Annotated in this window: 11 protein-coding genes and 1 pseudogene; 6 read left to right on the top strand and 6 right to left on the bottom strand. The window is 59.3% G+C overall.

Annotated features, from left to right (window positions below):
* Positions 1-1,215: 1,215 nt before the first annotated feature.
* The 5 genes from GGD63_RS38590 to GGD63_RS38575 all read left to right on the top strand — a co-directional run bounded on the left by GGD63_RS38590 (position 1,216) and on the right by GGD63_RS38575 (position 2,947).
* Positions 1,216-1,407, top strand: a complete 192-nt coding sequence (locus GGD63_RS38590) for an MBL fold metallo-hydrolase (RefSeq protein WP_183250396.1) — start codon at positions 1,216-1,218, stop codon at positions 1,405-1,407.
* Positions 1,374-1,925, top strand: a complete 552-nt coding sequence (locus GGD63_RS38585; RefSeq protein WP_183250394.1) for an MBL fold metallo-hydrolase — start codon at positions 1,374-1,376, stop codon at positions 1,923-1,925. The genes GGD63_RS38590 and GGD63_RS38585 overlap by 34 nt, the downstream gene beginning before the upstream one ends.
* Complete coding sequence (locus tag GGD63_RS38580; protein ID WP_409334117.1) at positions 1,856-2,488, top strand: MBL fold metallo-hydrolase; 633 nt, start codon at positions 1,856-1,858, stop codon at positions 2,486-2,488. Before GGD63_RS38585 ends, GGD63_RS38580 begins: the two co-directional genes overlap by 70 nt.
* On the top strand, positions 2,488-2,613 hold the full coding sequence (locus GGD63_RS40700; RefSeq protein WP_283812025.1) for a hypothetical protein: 126 nt from the start codon (positions 2,488-2,490) through the stop codon (positions 2,611-2,613). The genes GGD63_RS38580 and GGD63_RS40700 overlap by 1 nt, the downstream gene beginning before the upstream one ends.
* 76 nt (positions 2,614-2,689) lie before the next feature.
* Positions 2,690-2,947: a hypothetical protein gene (locus GGD63_RS38575; protein WP_183250390.1), complete on the top strand. Its 258-nt coding sequence runs from the start codon at positions 2,690-2,692 to the stop codon at positions 2,945-2,947.
* A gap of 815 nt (positions 2,948-3,762) precedes the next feature.
* Here the strand turns inward: GGD63_RS38575 and bioB are convergent.
* From bioB to GGD63_RS38560, 3 genes and pseudogenes are all read right to left on the bottom strand, one after another.
* Positions 3,763-4,758, bottom strand: coding sequence for a biotin synthase BioB (gene bioB, locus GGD63_RS38570; RefSeq protein WP_183250388.1), 996 nt, complete (start codon positions 4,756-4,758; stop codon positions 3,763-3,765).
* A 448-nt stretch (positions 4,759-5,206) separates the two neighbouring features.
* Complete coding sequence (locus GGD63_RS38565) at positions 5,207-7,606, bottom strand: CoA transferase (RefSeq protein WP_183250386.1); 2,400 nt, start codon at positions 7,604-7,606, stop codon at positions 5,207-5,209.
* 1,012 nt (positions 7,607-8,618) lie between these two features.
* Positions 8,619-8,811: pseudogene (locus GGD63_RS38560) on the bottom strand (transposase domain-containing protein); the annotation flags it as partial.
* A gap of 1,074 nt (positions 8,812-9,885) precedes the next feature.
* Between GGD63_RS38560 and GGD63_RS38555 the strand changes: the two are divergent.
* Entirely contained in the window at positions 9,886-11,568 is a 1,683-nt protein-coding gene (locus GGD63_RS38555; RefSeq protein ID WP_183250384.1) for an MFS transporter, read from the top strand.
* 172 nt (positions 11,569-11,740) lie between these two features.
* Here GGD63_RS38555 and GGD63_RS38550 read toward each other — a convergent pair whose 3' ends face one another.
* From GGD63_RS38550 to GGD63_RS38540, 3 genes are all read right to left on the bottom strand, one after another.
* Positions 11,741-12,523, bottom strand: coding sequence for a carnitinyl-CoA dehydratase (locus GGD63_RS38550; RefSeq protein ID WP_183250382.1), 783 nt, complete (start codon positions 12,521-12,523; stop codon positions 11,741-11,743).
* Between the two features lie 462 nt (positions 12,524-12,985).
* The gene (locus tag GGD63_RS38545) at positions 12,986-14,452 is read right to left on the bottom strand and encodes a 3-hydroxyacyl-CoA dehydrogenase NAD-binding domain-containing protein (protein ID WP_183250380.1); all 1,467 of its coding nucleotides are present in this window, start codon (positions 14,450-14,452) and stop codon (positions 12,986-12,988) included.
* A 13-nt stretch (positions 14,453-14,465) separates the two neighbouring features.
* A complete protein-coding gene (locus tag GGD63_RS38540) occupies positions 14,466-15,356 on the bottom strand; it encodes a 3-keto-5-aminohexanoate cleavage protein (RefSeq protein ID WP_183250378.1) in 891 nt (296 codons plus the stop codon).
* Positions 15,357-15,842 lie beyond the last annotated feature (486 nt).

The following is a 15,842-nucleotide window of genomic DNA, read 5'->3' as shown; positions in this document are numbered from 1 at the left end:
GCGGACCGTGTCGGATCGATGACAGTCGCCTCGGCAGCGAGCGCCGCAACGAGCGTGCCCTTGGTTTGGGCCGAGACCGTTACATTGAGCGCGAGCAGGCCAAATGCAGCCGCAAGAACACGCAGGACGACCATGCTTTCCTCCTTGATTGTCTTACAACCGTAAAGGGCTCCTCAAGTCTAAAGCCGCTAAAAACGCGCTGACAATTAGATAAATTGCGCAGGAACCAACATTCGCCGCAGCTTAAATGCGGAGCAGAAGGTCGCGAACCTCGGTCGCGGGCTGGCGCCATGCAGTCGAGACGGTGCGTCGGTGCTGCGACACCGACGCCGCTCCCGTCCTATCACCTCAATGGCCGTGCGCGGGCCAGATGAGATAATCGCATCATAGCTAGTCAAATGACTGCTCGACTCCCCAGCGGGCGGTCGGTAACAGGATGGGCACCATCCAAGGCCGCGAGTTGTGGCAAGTTGAAATAAAGGTTCTGTCTCCGCAAGGAGACCGAGCCTAGGCAACATCGCCGGCCATTTGCGTACCGTGTCCGCGGCGACCGCGAGCCGAACAGATCAGTTGCCATGGCATTTCTCTCCCGCGGGCCGGCATCCAGCCGGGCGGAACGTGGAGCGCCTTGGTCCTCGCCGACTGCCGGCAGATCTGGAGCCGGCGGGGTCTCATCGTCATAGCTGATCTACGGGTGGCTTGGTCATCTTCTCGCTGGTGATCTGCGCATCGAGGCGACGTGAGTGCACCGAAGCCGCAATCCGGCGTCATCGCCGGATTTTTTTGCACCAAATCGACATCTGGTCAGCATACGAATATCGAGCACTAAGCTCCTTTTGCTATCGACCTTTTGGGCCAACAAAAAGCGATGACGCGTTTAAATCAACGTGGAGAGCCATTTCCGCCGCTCCTCCGCTTGGGCACGGATACTGCTGCGCGAGAGTTTCCCGGTCCGAAAGCGCCGCCCGCGTCGCCCAGAAAATTTAGCATTCGTGACCAGAGTGGAGACGCGCGACGGCTTCACTTGGATTGGCCCGAATCGCCGCCTGGGCAAGCGCGACAAGGCTGGGAAGTAGAGCACACGTCAGGATAAGGAAATGAAATGGCTCTGATCCAGAGCTCCGAACACCTCTGGTATTTTCGGGATACTTGTAACGTTTACGTTCTGAAAAGCGGCACCGAGTGCCTGCTGATCGATACGGATCCGGCGGCGTCATGCAGCATCTTGCCGCTTTAGGTATCGAGCGGGTGGACTGGGTTCTGCATACGCATCACCACAGGGATCAGTGCTGGGGTACGCCTATTGTTCAGAATGCGGGCGCAAAGATTGCCGTGCCGGAATACGAACGCCACCTGTTCGATAACGTCGAGGCTTGCTGGCAGGCTCGGGGCATCTACGACAACTAAACAACACCTTTTTCTCGCTAGGGGAAAATCTTCCGGTAGACGCTGTACTTGAAGACTATGGCACCTTCGTCTGGAAGGAGTACAAGTTCCGCGTACTGCCGGCCAAGGGGCACACTTACGGCATGATCTGTTTGATCGCGGAAGTGGACGGCAGAAACGTTGCCTTTACCGGCGATTTGATGACGACCGGCGGGAAGCTCTATCAACTGCATGCCATGGAATACAGCTACGGCGATCTGGTGGGTATCGAGTTTACAATGCAGTCGATCCTGGCGCTCAAAAAGGAAAATATTGAAGCCGCCTTTCCCTCGCATGGCGAGCCCATCAACGAGGTCAACGCCGATATTGGCAGACTTGAATCGCGCCTCGAGAAACTGGCCGGCATAGGACGGCTCTCGACTTCAGGCCGCAACGCTTTCCCGGAGGTGGAGACCCTTCGTGAGAGCAGTTGCAGAGAATTACCGAACATCTGCTATGGGCAGGACCGTATACCTGCTCCAATTTCTATATTGTTCTGAGCGGAAGCGGCCACGCCATGCTGATCGACTATGGGTTGGTTTCTCCCGGTCATCTGCATTTCGGCAACGATCACGATGGCATGCGGGCGCTGCGTTTCGTCGAACATCATATCGATCAACTACGCGACGATTACGGGGTTCGGGATATCGAACTCGCCGTTCCCACCCACATTCATGACGATCATGTCTGCGGAATACCGTTCCTGCAAAAGCATTTCGGTACGCAGTGCTGGGCTCTCGATTGCATTGCGCCAGTGATTTTCGATCCTGCGGCATGGGCCAGCACGCCGTGCTGCTTTCACAAGCCGATCGAAGTGCACCGGATTCTGTACGATGGCGAGGCATTTCAGTGCAGAGGGTTCGACTTCGAGATTTATTACGCCCCGGGCCAGACGGAATACCACGCGTTCATACTCGGTAAAATCGACGGCAAGCGGATCGTTTTCGGGGGAGACAATCTGCTCAATCCTCAGGCCGGGGGAATTGCCAGCGTAATAGCGATCCACTCGACCGTCATGCGCAACAGCTTCCATTTGGAGATGCACGCCGCCGCGCGAAGGTGATGCAGGCGATCAAGCCCGATCTCGTGTGCCCCGGACACGGCGAGCTGATCCCCATGGATGCGTTGCGAATTGCCGAATATACGGATTACATCCAACGTAAGGAAGCGGCCTTCCGTTGTCGATGAACCCGCGAACCATTTCATTGATCTGTTCTGGGTTAGAATGCTGCCATATTTGTCGGAAAGCCGTCCGAACAGTGAAATGACGTTCACGATGAAGGTTCGCAACAATTTGGAACGCACAGCCGTCTACAGCGCGCGTCTGCTCCCATCGTTTGGCTGGGCTTCGCAGGGAAAGGCCGAAGGAGTCACGCTTCAGCCGGGACAGCAAGGCGAGATATCGCTAAAGGCGCTCGCGCCGTCCGAAGTTGACCGCCGGCGACGGCTGATGACCGCCGAAATTCTGATCGACGGTGTATCGCAGGGACCGATCTGCGAAGCGCTAGTCTCAACTTGTTAGCTTGAGAGACCGATTGGAACGGGAAGCGGTCGACGTTCACAGAGGTCCTGAGCGCGATGACTTCAGGTTGAATCATCATCGCGCTCTAGCTTTCTGTTTAAGCGTGATCTCTTCGGAACACCGCTGCACACTTTTCCGGATCATGCGCTAGCGGTTTGCGACATGTGATGTCGGCTTCCACCGCTTGCGCGCGTTCCCGCCCCTCCGATGGGCGAATGGTCCGGTGAGCATCGCTATGGAGCTCTCGTGTGACCTGACGGGGGCAAAGATCGCGGCTTGAGCCTGGAGAGAAACCGCATGTCTGCCTCTGCCGATGAGGTGGCTCGCCATACACTGCGCGTCCGAGCTCTGCTGGCGGTCTGCCCCTATTCTCATCACAAGATCGGCGAACCATGAGACGCAGAATTGATGTCGTGAAATTGAGAAACGCCATTGGGCTTGTGGACAAAGGCAGGCAATGAGAGGTTTCGCGTATTCCGTTGAGGTCGACGCGTGAGCGACAAACATGCGCCGGGGCCATTTAACGGACCGCCACCCAGTTCAGCCGAAACATTCGGATACGACGTCGCTTCGGCGGGCTATGTCTTCATCGCAAGCGATTCGATTAAATCAAACTTCACAAAGCTCTTGTGCCACGGACCGCATGAAAGCCAAGTAGCAATGCGAGTTTTCCTCTGCGCCGAGCGGCCAAGGTGAGACGCGCGGTCCACCGCCAAACAGGTGAACGCCTTCGTGCTCCAGCACGAGACCTATCCCGACTTGCATGTTTCAGCCAACCTGAGGGTTGTCGGCACTGTGCTTGTTGATGCGTTTCGTCAGGCGAGCCCAGAGGTGATGCCGAGCCGGTTCAGCAAACTCGCGTCGCGCGCACACTGTGGATTCTCGGTCGTCAACAGCACATCGCCAATGAAGATCGAATTCGCGCCGGCCAAGAAGCACATCGCCTGAAGTTCATCGCTCATATATTGCCGCCCGGCGGACAACCGCACCACGCTCTTCGGCAACATGATCCGAGCCGTCGCGAGCAGGCGCACCAGCGCGATCGGATCCGGACGCTCCGCCGTCTCATTGACAGGGACGCCTTTGACCTCGTTCCACAGATTTATCGGAACGCTTTCCGGATGGCTGGGGAGATTGGCCAGCAGCACGAGCATGGCGAGGCGATCCTCGACATCTTCGCCCATCCCGAGGATGCCGCCGCAACAGACCTTGATGCCAGCCCTCCGAACACATTCAAGAGTGTCGATGCGATCCTGAAGAGTACGCGTGCTGATGATTTTCCCGTAGAAATCTGGCGAAGTATCGACGTTATGATTGTAGAAGTCGAGCCCGGCCTCGGCGAGTCGAGTGGCCCGCTTAGGTGTCAGCATGCCGAGCGTGGCACAGGTTTCCATGCCAAGAGCTTTTACCGCTGTGATCATGTCGCAGACCTGATCAAGGTCGCGGTCCTTTGGGTTGCGCCAAGCCGCGGCCATGCAAAAACGGCCCGCGCCAGCGTCCTTGGCGCGCTGCGCAGTGGCGATGACATCGGCGCGATCCATCAGGCGAGTGGCTTTCAAGCCGGTGTCGTGATGCGCGCTCTGCGAGCAGTAGCCGCAGTCCTCTGGACAGCCGCCTGTCTTGATGCTGAGCAGGCTTGCGGTCTCGATGTGGTTTGGATCGAAGTTCGCGCGATGAACGCTCTGCGCCTGAAACATCAAGTCGGCAAATGGCAGGCCATAGAGCGCTTCGGCCTCGGCGCGCTCCCAGTCACTACGGACCGGCGTCCCGTTGCCGCTGCCGTCCCTTTCAACTTTCACTGCAGGGATCATTCCACTTATTCCTGTGACAACAGTGTTGTATGTGTGGGCAGCGGGAGCTAGCTGACTGCCGGCAAAAGCATAAGGTCGCACCACTGGCTAAAGTCAGCGGAAATCCGCCCGGATTGCAGAAAATCTGCAAAATCAGCGGCGCCTTCTGCCGACATCGGCTTCAAGGCCGACCTGAAAGCAGCAACTCCGTGGCGCAACCATCAGGGGATTGTTGGCCATGGCGCCGAGGTGTAGCCATTCGGCGTCAACGGCATGAACAAGGCTGTCGACGCGACTGAGGATGCTTCGTCCAATCTCGACTCGCTTCTAGATCGGGGACCGCTCCAGTACCGGAGCGGTCCAGAGCAGACCGGGACGGCGCCGGCAGCCGGTGTGCTGGTACGCGCATTCATGGCGCCCCCTGTCGGATCGCAGCGATGGTGAACTCGTTCAGAAGGCAGTTGGTTTCCTACGTTGTCTTTGCGGTCCTCGTGTCAGCCAGTGATGAACTCCTTCGAAGGGATGTTGGAGCGAAGGTGATGACGCCGTCATTCACCAGCGCCTCATAAGCCGCGCGCTCGATCCCAACATGTCGTTCGAGGATCGGCCAGCTGTGCTCGCCGAGTCGCGGCGCCGGCGCGTGAGCTCCGAGTCGTTTGCCGTCTTGCATAATCGCAACGCCGGCTTGGCGCTGGGGTCCTGAGAATTCGCGAACGAGGTCGATAAAGAAGCCCGCCTCGATGAGATGCGGGTTTTGAACGATCTCTTCGGTGTGCAAGACGGGCGCCGCCGCGATACCAGCCTTTTGGAGTATAGCAGCCGCTTGGTGCGGCTCCTGCTTTGTCGTCCAGGCTGAGATGGCCGCATCGATCTGATCGTGGCGCCGCCTTCGTGATTCAGCCGAGTCGAATGCGGCGTCGCCGATCCATTCGCTGCGCCCAATTACGCGCGCGAGGCTAGCGAACATCTCCGTGCTGTCGATTGCCATGGCCAGCCAACGGTCCTCCCCTGCGCATTGGTAGATAGCGTGCGGGGCAAAGAGCGGATGCCGGTTCCCCCAGCGTAGCGGAGCAGCGGGATCGGCTTGATATTGCAGCAACGCCGGCGTCGTGAACTGCAGCATGGATTCAACCATGCTGACGTTGACGTATTGCCCCTCGCCAGTATGGCGCTTGTAAGCAAGCGCTGTAAGAAGCGATGCACAGCCGTAGAGCCCACCGACCGGATCGCCGTAGGCGAGATGCGCCATCGTCGGTGGCGTACCGGGGTTGCCCATGAAATGGACCAGTCCAGATCCTTGTTCCAATGTTGAGCCGTATGCACGCGTGTCTGACCAGGCGTTGCCAGTTCCGAAAGCCGACATTGATGTCATGACGATATTGGGATTCACCGTGACGAGATCGCCGTACCCGAGGCCTAGCCTGTCCATTACGCCAGCAGCTTGGTTGTCGATCACAGCGTCGGCCTTGGCGACAAGTGCAAGCGCGAGCTTCTTGCCCGCAGCGTTCGTGAGATCGAGGCTGATACCACGCTTGCCGCGATTGAGCGCGCAGTAGTGCTTAGCCTCCTCATATTGCTTCGCCGCGATATATTCCGGCGTCCAGTTCACGCCTCGCCACCAATCGGGATAGCGCCCGGCCTCGATCTTCAGAACCTCGGCGCCAAGGTCGGCTAGCAACCGGCTTGCCAACGGTCCGGCCCAGCCCATTGTGAAATCGACGACCGTGAGGCCGGATAAGGGCAAGTCATTCTCAGCTGCTTCGCCTTGTGGTGAAGAAGCGTAGGGCCCGGGGTGAGCAAATTGCTCGCCGTCCGCTGCATTGAGCCTTTTGCTCGTCGGCGTCTTGCTGAGACCGAAGGGTGTGCGCGGCACCTTGAACTGGCCGCTGCGTGCGGAAAGCACTGCAAGCGACTCCCGCGCCGCAAAGATCGGGTGGCTCAGAATTCCAGCCGCGTCGGGCACCACCACGATTGGAACCCGATGGCGGCGGCCAACTTCGGCCCACTGCTCAGCGGTGCCCGCGCCTAGGGCGCGAATCATTGCCTGCTCGACTTCGTCGAGCCGTTCAAACCGCAGCTCTCGTGTCGCGAGCTTCTCGTCGGCGCCTTCCTTTTCCATCTGCAGGGCGGCGCAGAGCGATTTCCATTGATCGGGCGTCGTCGCAGTGATGCCAACCCAGCCGCCCTTGCAAGGATAGATGCCAACCGGGCCGTGGGGGGAGAAGCGGTTGATCCCGTGCCTCTCTAGCGACGCGCCTCCTTCCGCATAATGGATGTCCATTTCGCTGAGCACAAGGTTTGCCTCCAGGATGCTAAGCTCGAAACGGCGCGTAACTTGGGTCGGCTTGGCCAGCATTGCTGCCATTGCAGCGATATAGGCAGTGACCCCGCCGATCATCGTCGCGTGACGGTCGCCTGCGTGCAGAGGCGGCCCCTCCACAGGTCCGACGCGATGTGGCATCGCGGTCAGGGCCTCAACGACAAGATCACTTCCCCTCCACGTCTTATAGGGTCCCTTGCGGCCGAACCAGGTTAGATCGATAGTTGCTCTTTTGGGACTGACGTCGAGGGCGCAGAAACTGGAGTCTTCGCCGACCAACGTGACATCGGCCGCTCGGCACAGACGTTGAATCGACTCCAACTTGAGTGGCTGGTCGGGCACGGACTTATCGGCAGACAGGTAGGCAGAGATAGCCAGCTCCCGGTTCGTCCGCTCACGTACGATGGCGCGCGCATCGCCAATCATTCTGACGGCCGTCACGGATGCTCCGGCGTCGGCGAGCAGCCTGCCGCAGTATGCGCTCGCTGCTCCGCCACCAATCTCGGTCACCGTCATGCCCGCTAAGGCGCGCTGACTTTCGAACTGCATATTTCCCAAGCCTCTAGTGAATGACGTCCCTTGGACGAGGATCTAGGATGTCGCGAAGCGCGTCGCCGATTTATTTGGCCGCAAATACGAGCAAAAAGATCGCCAGCTCTGGCGCGATCGACATCAATAGTTGGCGCTCCTGGAATCGAAACGCCTGCTGAAGCATGTTGCCCCTCGCCGGGCCGGCGACTGCACGCTGACGCCGATAAAGCCAAGTCCCGCTTCCACGGGCACCGCGTAGCTCATGCCGAGCGACGCTTGCACGATAACCTCCGGAGCAGCGAGCCAGCATTAGCTTCGTCCCGCATGTGCGCAGCCCACGACATCCCAATTGTATGCTCACTCCGTTCAGTGCCCGGGGGCGGCTTGGAGATCGTCGTCATCTAACAGAGCTCAATGCAAATCTAGAGACGGTTGAAGCTAAAATATCGTGAAGATCACCCCAAGATTGCAGAAATCCTGCAAAATGAAGACCGCTTGTTTCCAAGGTCGACGCAATCCGCGTATGGGCGGTCGCGCTCCGTAGACCGCCGACGGAACCGCGAACGTCGCTCTCATGGTAGATCATCCGCCATAGCGGAGTGCCAGATACGCGGAGTAAAGAATCCCTGCGCATTCAATTTCGTCGACGCCCCATTCGAGCGGAGGAATCACGGGCTGCAAGGCTTGGCCACGTTAAATCGATGAGCCGCTATCGCGGGAGGCTGTTGGCATCGCAGAGCACAAACTCCATAGGAACGTGGATTTGAGGGGACTCCGGCTGAGCGCTGCCGACGCCGCTTCTCGGCTAAAGTGAAGCCAGCAAACGCGATAGTGCAATAAACGCCAAGCATGCCGGCTCCAATGCGATCAATGAAATACGAAGCGACGCCAGATTGGCGCCCCGCATTCAATAAAGAATGTCCAGACGCCCTGACGCTTTGAGGACATGAGCGACCATGTCGCGATTTCCGCTCGCAGTAGCGAGATCAGCGTGGAAGACATCCTTAGAGATCGCTTCTGCCGGGATCAATCAGGGCAGAAGCTCGTCGAGCCGATGAGCCGGATGGGCGGCGCTGCGAGCCAGAACATCCGCGAGCCAGCCTTGCGGATCGGGGCCGTTCACTTAGCCATGACGATCCAGCTGCACATAGCCACGACCTTCTACCCCGATCGGCTGCGCAGAACAGTCAGGATTTTCGTCCAAGGGCCATGCCTACCAAGCCTGTTTGGAGAGACACACTCGATGGCTGTCTGCGCGTTGTATCCTGCGGTTCAGCTCACGAGAAAGCGCTCGATCGCTTACCGCATCTCTGGCAGAGCTACTGGCATTCCTCTTTTCATCTCAGTGCCTACTTGCCTCATCGCCTCTGGCTCACGCGTTCAGGAGCAATTCCCAGGCAGCGCGGGGGCCGAGCTAGCGTACGCTGGCGCCATTGCCCGAAAGCTCGGTCATTTTCTGCGTCTAACACTTGTGGATGTGAACGCGACGACCTGAAGCTTCACTTTTGGCGATCAAACGCAGAATTTCTACTAGGCGACGCCCATTTTTAGTCAAGTTGACGTCCGCCGCCTTGTAATGTCGTTCGTGACTCAGGCAGGCTCTCCCAGCAACTTGGCTAGACGCGAGCAGGCCTCACGACATATCGGAAGATGTAGTGGACCATATCTGATGCAGGCATTTCGGACGTCGCATCCGCGCTCACTTAAACTGCTGAACTGCCGCCGCTTGTAAGCGGCTTCGGCGCGGCGTGCGGACGAACTTGCAGAAACACCTCGAAGCGACGCGAAAGTCTAGTTCATTGCCGAGATATAGCGACGGACTCCGTAATGATTACGAGTAGTGTCGATTGCCCGCCTGATCTATACCGGGCTGATCGAGCCTGCATCGTCGATCGCCTTAAGGCATCGAGGAGATGAAGGCCTCACATTTTCTCACAATCGGACGGCTTCTTCCCCGATTCGGCCAATGCAGCGTGCACGTTGTTTCATCTTGCATGCAGCTGGCAGCCAACTACCTCGTGTTTGGTCGTTGCTGCGACCGATCGGACAAGTGGTGCGGCTGTCGGGTACCCCTTAGAGCCCGTCTTCCCACTGGTCGGCGCGAAAGGTCCGACTCGCTGTCGATTGCATTTGCAGCGGCAATCGCGCTGACCCGCGCACGATGCAGCAGTGCTACCCGAAAGCGCCTGCGAAGACGCATGTCGCCGACATCTGGCGGCACAATCGGCTTAGCGATCAAAGCCCCGGTCGCGAAGCGAAAACGGCAGCCTTGCCATTCAGCATAACGCGATCCCCACATGACGGACAAGCCCAAGTCTAACCCTAACCCCAATGGCATCATCGCGCCGCTCCGGCAGGCCACCTTTCGGCGAATCTGGTTGGCAAGTCTGCTCTCCAATTTGGGGGCGCTGATTAGGAGCGTAGGCGCGGCCTGGGCGATGACGCAGATGACATCCGCGGCGGACATGGTCGCACTGGTGCAGACTGCGCTGATGCTGCCAGTTATGCTGATCTCGATGCCAGCCGGCGCGATCGCTGACATGTATGACCGTCGCGTCGTATGCCTGGTTTCGCTAGGCATCTCGCTCGTAGGCGCAACTGCGCTGGCAACGCTCGCGTGGTTCGGCTTGGTTACGCCAAACGTGCTGCTGGCGCTGTGCTTTGTCGTCGGCAGCGGCGCCGCGTTAATGGACCCTGCCTGGCAATCTTCTGTGAGCGACCAGGTTCCGTCGGAAGCTCTGCCAGCGGCAGTCGCGCTGAACAGCATTAGCTGGAATATAGCGCGCAGCGCGGGCCCCGCGATCGGCGGACTCGTCGTTGCAATTGCCGGCGCAGTGGCTGCATTCGCGCTCAACGCGCTGCTATATCTGCCGCTGATGCTCGCCCTTTTTTTATGGAAACGCGTCACACAACCTTCGCGCTTGCCGCCCGAAAACCTCCATCGCGCCATCGTTTCAGGTGTGCGCTACATAATCAATTCGCCATCGATTATGATCGTATTGAGCCGCGCGTTGATTTTTGGCGTGATCGGCGGCGCCGTTATAGCGCTGACGCCGCTAGTTGCGCGCGATCTGCTGCATGGAGGCGCCGAAACTTATGGCATGATGCTCAGCGCCTTTGGCATTGGCGCCGTCATTGGGGCGCTTAACTTCACTCGAGTACGAAAGCGGATGAGCGGCGAGGCAGCAATCCGCGTTTGTTCCCTCTCCATGGCCGGCGCGATTGCTGCGCTGGCCCTGAGTCAGGTGCCGATCCTTACGGCTGCAGCGCTGGCCTTGGCGGGGGCCGTCTGGATGATGTCTTGGGTGCTGTTCAGTCTCGCCGTGCAGCTGTCCGCGCCCAGATGGGTTGCGGGACGATCGCTTGCTGCCTATCAGGCAGCAAGTTCGGGTGGTGCTGCGATCGGTAGCTGGGGCTGGGGTCGCCTTACCGATTTCGCTGGGGTCGACACGGCGCTTTTAGCCGCGGCCGCTTTAATGCTCGTCTCCCCTCTCCTCGGGCTTTGGTTGCCCATGCCGCCAGTCAATGAACTTGATGACGAACCTGAAAAGCTCGCGGACCCCAAAGTGAGACTGTCCCTGACTGGACGCAGCGGACCCGTCGTGGTGGAGATCGAGTATCGGGTCGCGCAGGAGAACGCGCGCGCTTTCTACAATTTGATGCAGGACGTCCAACTCTTTCGCCAACGTAGTGGCGCGTATGGCTGGTCGGTTGCCCGCGACATTGCCGATCCCGAATTGTGGACCGAGCGTTATCATTGCCCGACATGGCTCGACTACCTACGCCAGCGCAACCGCGCGACACAATCGGAGCGCGCGCTAGATCGGCAGGCCACCGCTTTCCACACAGGTCCCGCGCCCGTGCGTGTCAGGCGTATGCTAGAGCGTCCATTCGGGTCGGTTCGCTGGACAGAAGCTGTGCCCAACCGCACCGCAGACGACGCGCTCCGCAGTAGTTCCAAGTATCTTGGAGAGCAGTAGCTGTCGTTCGCTTAGATTGAGCATTTAGCTTCTGCTGGCCCACGTCGCAGATCGCTTCCAGAGAAACGCTTCGGTGGATGCAAGCCGCAGCATGTCTGAGCAGCCAATCGCTCGCGCTAGGGAAACTTACCGTGCAATGCAGCCATCTCCTGAAACGTTATGGCATTACCCGCTATCTTCCCTTCCAAATTGGACTACGCTTTTCTGCAAAGGCGCGCGGCCCCTCGAGTCTGTCTTCTGAGCGGCTGTAGGCCTCGGCTGTGGCAAGCTGGCGTCGTGCCACGCGATTCATGGCGTCCTGAAAGGTGAGCGTTTCGGCCACGCGCGCCGTCTCCTTGATGGCGGCAAGGACCAGCGGCGGCCCACTGGCGAGCACCTGCGCGATTTCCCAGACACGCTCCTCAAGTTTGTCTTTGGGGAGGACCTCATTGACCAGGCCCCAGCGATGCGCTTCGGCGACGTCCATACGGCGACCGGTGAGGAGCAATTCCATGGCGACGTGATAAGGGATGCGTTTCGGCAGCCTGATAGTTGCCGCGTCGGCCAGCACTCCGGCGCGAATCTCCGGTAGCGCAAAAGAGGAATGATCAGATGCGTAGATCAGATCGCAGGATAGTGCCAGCTCGAAGCCGCCGCCGAATGCCATGCCATTGACGCAAGCAAGCACTGGCTTATTTAGATCGCGCAGTTCTTGCAGCCCACCAAATCCGCCCACGCCATAGTCAAGGTTGGTAGAACCCACGGTCGCCGCTGCCTTGAGGTCCCAGCCAGCGCAGAAGAACTTGTCGCCGGCGGTTTTCAAGATGGCGACGTGTAGGTTCGAGTCGTCGCGGAACGCCTTAAATGTTTCCCCCATCCGCTGCGACGTCTCTAAATCGATAGCATTGGCTTTCGGCCGATCTAGCGTGACTTCGAGGATCGGGCCTTCCCGGCGAACGGTTATGATCTCAGCCATTTTTTCTCCTAGCGCAAGCAACGGCGCGCCGATCAAGTTGCCCCTGCTCGGCGCAGACACTCAGGGACACTCTCAAGTCTGCCAAGTGCAACCATTCGGAGGATTGCGTACCTGATGGGGGCGAATCCCGCCCCCAACGCGGGCTTTTGGCCTTGCGGTGCGCTGCCTCGATGTTTGGCAGGCAACCTTAGGAAGCAGGCCGAATGCGGTGAGGCGATTCCATCCCGAACGGCTCAGCAACGCCGAGGAGTACCGCAGCGAGGATCTTCGATCCGGCTTGCCGGATCGCTTGATACCGCTATGATGGCACGGTTGCTGTTGCGACAGGCGACCACCGGTACCATGTGGGATCTAAAGAAGACTCTAGGAGACCCAGCACGAGATCATCAGCCATCGGCACGTCGAGTTGATTTGGAAACCCTCATACAATCGAATCCACTGAACCCTTTTGGGGTTCTCTCCTCAGCGTAGCCGAATGCTTGCGCCCGCGCGTTCTGGACGGGGTAGCTCCGCGTGCACCCGCGCCAACTCCAGTACGCGCTTCCGTACATTGCCCTGCGCGGGTCCGCTACGTCCCGCACCAGCCTTGACGTGAATCAACATCTGCTCACCGGTTGCCACCGGTGCCTCGTCACCCTCGCGTGCGAGCACGTGGAAAAGGTGAAGGCGTTTATCGTCGGCGTCCAGGACCTGTGTAAGCACCTGGATGCGATCGCCGGCATACAGTTCGCGGATGTGGGACAGGTGTGTCTCAAGCGTAAAGTAGCTACCGCATTCTGAGCGGTACTCGTCGTCGATGCCGATGTAGCGGAGAACGTTCTCGGTGCCGTAGCCGCAGAGTTCAAGGTAGCGCTTTTCTGTGACGTGGCCATTGTAGTCAAGCCAATCAGACGGCATCTCTATAGTTGGCATCCGCAGTGGCCCCGGACCGCCAGTCGGCTGGGGAATGCGGTGACGCAGATTCTGTTCCCAGCGCGCAAGCGTCTCGCCGGCGCCATAGGTCTGTGAGCGCAATCCCTGCAGCACAGCCACCAGGCAGTCGTCGCGCTTCTGCTCAAGCTCCGGTCCCGTCGGGTTCTCGCCTCGTGCGTCGGTTTGCTTAACGAGTTTGTCTACGAATGCATCAGTGAGTTCGGGGACGTCGGTGAGCTTCGTCCATGGCCACTTCAGTCCGGGTCCCCATTTCTCCAGGAACTGACGCATGCCAGTTCCACCACCGCCAACGCGGAAGGGTCCTACGACCGCTCTGCGCAGTCCGAAGGAGTACCGGATCGCATCGTCAACCTCCTGGACGGTCGCAACATCGTCGTGCACCAGCCAAAGCGCCTCGCGCCACATCGCCTCCTGCAGCCGGTTTGCGACGAACCCGTCCATCTCTTTGCGCACTACGATGGGGTGCATCCCCACCGCGCGATAGATCTCTGCCGCCCGCGCCAAAGACGACGCAGATGCGTTGCCCTCTCCAGCGCATAGTTCAACCAGCGGCAGAAGGTATACCGGGTTGAACGGGTGTGCGACGAGCAGGCGATCGCGGTGTTTCATCCGCGCTTGCAGCAACGATGGCCGCAACCCGGAAGTCGAGGAGCAGATCAGGACCTCGGGCGGAGTCTCCCGATCGGCCGCCGCAAGCAACTCCTGCTTGAGCTCCAGGCGCTCGGGCGCGGACTCCTGCACCAGTTCGGCACCATGCACCGCTTCTGCAACCGTTTCCACAACGGTCAGCGCCCCTTCGGGGGGCAGCGGCAACGGGGGCAGCCGTCGATAGGCCCGACGCGCATTTGTCAGCATCTTCTGCACATACTCGACCGCACCGGGTGACGGGTCATACAGACGGACGTTAACTCCATTGAGGAGAAACCGAGCGGCCCAGCCGCCGCCGATCACTCCGCCTCCCAGCAACCCAACCAATCTCGGCATCGTTTCGGACATGAGCTCTGAAACCTCACCCATGGGTCCGCAGCGCGAGCTTCTCACGAACTTCATCCGGGCTCATCACCCGCACCCCCATCCGGTCAAGGATCTGCACCGCCCGCTCCACGAGCTCGGCATTGGTCGCTAGCCGCCCGCGGGAAAGGTACAGATTGTCCTCCAATCCTACCCGAACGTTCGCCCCCACCAGCGGCGCCATAGCCACGTACGGAAGCTGCATCCGCCCGACTGAAAAGGCCGAGTAAATCGCGCGCGGGGGCAGTCGGTGCACCAGGGCCATTAGCGTGGTCGGATCGTCCGGCGCACCGTAGCGAATTCCCATGCACAGCTGGATCAGCGGCGGATCATCGATGAGCCCAGCTTCAATTAGATCGCGCACCATCACAAGATGACCGGCATCGAACACCTCGAGCTCAGGACGAACACCGAGCTCCTTCACGCGCGCAGCCATCGCACGCAGAGCCCCGGGAGTGTTGGCCATGATGTACTCGTTGCGGGTGGCAAAGTTCATGGACCCACAATCCAACGTGCAGATCTCGGGCCGCAGTTCCTCCACGTGGACCAAACGCTCCAGCGCCCCCACCATGTCGGTCCCCGGGTCCAACGGCAGGGGAGACTCCGCCCCACCCAGCACAATGTCGCCGCCCATTCCCGCCGTGAGGTTGATCACTGGGTTCACGTCCGACGCCCGAATGCGGCGCACGACGTCACGAAACAGCGCCGGATCACGCGAGCCCCGCCCGGTCTCGGGATTCCGCACATGAATATGCACAACCGCAGCTCCGGCACGCGTCGCCTCAATGGCCGAGTTGGCGATCTGCTCCGGCGTGACCGGCACATGTGGGCTCCCCACCGAAACTCCGCCGCCCGTAACCGCACAAGTGATGAACACCTCAGAGATCATCCCCTACCCTCTCAATTTCCTGAAGGCTCAACCGTCGCAAGGGCAAGCCCGATCCACGATAGTTTCACGTTGCATGATTACTACCGGCCCGAGGAATTTGAATTTGGTCATTATCCCCGCAGGGAAGCAGTAATTCTGCGCTCAAAGGTCGAATCTCGGATTTTTGCTTCATCAACCTCGCGGCACACGTAAAGCAACCAGAAATGCCCAATCGATAATCACTCCGGCCCCTTCGCAGGGTCATAACTTCGGTTTTTCGTCAGCGAAAGTAGTTCGAGCCGGCAGCGAGTACGTTGGCTAACCTCTGAAACGAATGCTTCACCTTTTGCCCTGAGACGCAGCATTTCTGCTAAGCGAGGACGACTTTTAGTCAATCCCAGTGCGCGAGAACTGCAACGTTTGTTCCAGCTCGATGGGAGGCGGCGGGCCTAACAGCAGGAAGGTAGTTCGACGCGCCAAGGAGCACGTCGGTGCTATCCTTGCCGA

This window comes from Bradyrhizobium sp. cir1 (assembly GCF_014198245.1).
In the GTDB taxonomy this organism is placed as follows: Bacteria; Pseudomonadota; Alphaproteobacteria; order Rhizobiales; family Xanthobacteraceae; genus Bradyrhizobium.
Note: the sequence above shows the minus strand (reverse complement) of the source record. Positions and strands in the feature narration are given on the sequence as shown.

Bases quoted from the DNA above. Each gene is read 5' to 3' on its own strand.
- GGD63_RS38550 (WP_183250382.1), bottom strand. From the start codon at position 12,523: ATGGCTGAGATCATAACCGTTCGCCGGGAAGGCCCGATCCTCGAAGTC.
- bioB (WP_183250388.1), bottom strand. From the start codon at position 4,758: ATGATCCCTGCAGTGAAAGTTGAAAGGGACGGCAGCGGCAACGGGACG.
- GGD63_RS38555 (WP_183250384.1), top strand. From the start codon at position 9,886: ATGACGGACAAGCCCAAGTCTAACCCTAACCCCAATGGCATCATCGCG.
- GGD63_RS38565 (WP_183250386.1), bottom strand. From the start codon at position 7,606: ATGCAGTTCGAAAGTCAGCGCGCCTTAGCGGGCATGACGGTGACCGAG.
- GGD63_RS38590 (WP_183250396.1), top strand. From the start codon at position 1,216: ATGCAGCATCTTGCCGCTTTAGGTATCGAGCGGGTGGACTGGGTTCTG.
- GGD63_RS38540 (WP_183250378.1), bottom strand. From the start codon at position 15,356: ATGATCTCTGAGGTGTTCATCACTTGTGCGGTTACGGGCGGCGGAGTT.
- GGD63_RS38575 (WP_183250390.1), top strand. From the start codon at position 2,690: ATGACGTTCACGATGAAGGTTCGCAACAATTTGGAACGCACAGCCGTC.
- GGD63_RS40700 (WP_283812025.1), top strand. From the start codon at position 2,488: ATGCAGGCGATCAAGCCCGATCTCGTGTGCCCCGGACACGGCGAGCTG.
- GGD63_RS38545 (WP_183250380.1), bottom strand. From the start codon at position 14,452: ATGTCCGAAACGATGCCGAGATTGGTTGGGTTGCTGGGAGGCGGAGTG.